Source organism: Longibacter salinarum (genome assembly GCF_002554795.1).
Taxonomy (GTDB): Bacteria; Bacteroidota; Rhodothermia; order Rhodothermales; family Salinibacteraceae; genus Longibacter; species Longibacter salinarum.
The window spans coordinates 1-878 of record NZ_PDEQ01000020.1; the positions used below are offsets into that span (position 1 = coordinate 1).

At 64.1% G+C, this 878-nt stretch carries 1 protein-coding gene; it reads right to left on the bottom strand.

Annotation, left to right across the window (positions count from 1 at the left end; translation table 11 throughout):
- On the bottom strand, positions 1-878 hold an 878-nt coding region (tuf, locus tag CRI94_RS17420; protein WP_098079405.1), incomplete at both ends, for an elongation factor Tu.

Sequence of the window (878 nt, forward strand, 5' to 3'; positions counted from 1 at the left end):
AAGCGCAGCCCCTCCTCCAGCGCGACCGGCTGGATCAGGTCCACCTTAAACGTCGCGTTGTCGCCCGGCATCACCATCTCCACGCCGTCCGGCAGCTGAATGTCGCCGGTCACGTCCGTGGTCCGGAAGTAGAACTGCGGGCGGTAGCCCTTGAAGAACGGCGTGTGGCGCCCGCCCTCCTCTTTCGACAGCACGTACACCTCGCACTCAAACTTCTTGTGCGGCGTCACCGAATCTTTCTCGGCCAAGACCATCCCGCGGTGCACCTCATCCTTCTTGATGCCGCGAAGCAGAATGCCTGCGTTGTCGCCGGCTTCGCCTTCGTCGAGCGTCTTGTTGAACATCTCGATGCCGGTCACCGTGGAGGTCATCTTGTCCTCCTGCATGCCGACGATGTCGATCTCCTGCCCGGTCTCCACCCGGCCACGCTCGATGCGTCCGGTCACCACCGTGCCGCGACCCGTGATCGAGAAGATGTCCTCGACCGGCATCAGGAACGGCTTGTCGATGTCGCGCTCCGGCGTGGGGATGTACTCATCCACCGCGTCCATCAGCTCCATCACCTGGTCCATCGCGCCTTCGTCGCCCTCGAGTGCCTGCAGCGCCGAGCCGCGGATCACCGGAATCTCGTCGCCCGGGAACTCATACTCTTCCAGAAGCTCGCGCACCTCCATCTCGACGAGCTCGAGGAGCTCCTCGTCGTCGACCAGGTCGACCTTGTTCATGAAGACCACCAGGTACGGCACGCCAACCTGACGGGCAAGCAGGATGTGCTCGCGCGTCTGCGGCATCGGGCCGTCGGTGGAGGCGACCACGAGAATGGCGCCGTCCATCTGCGCCGCGCCCGTCACCATGTTCTTGACGTAGTCGGCGTGGCC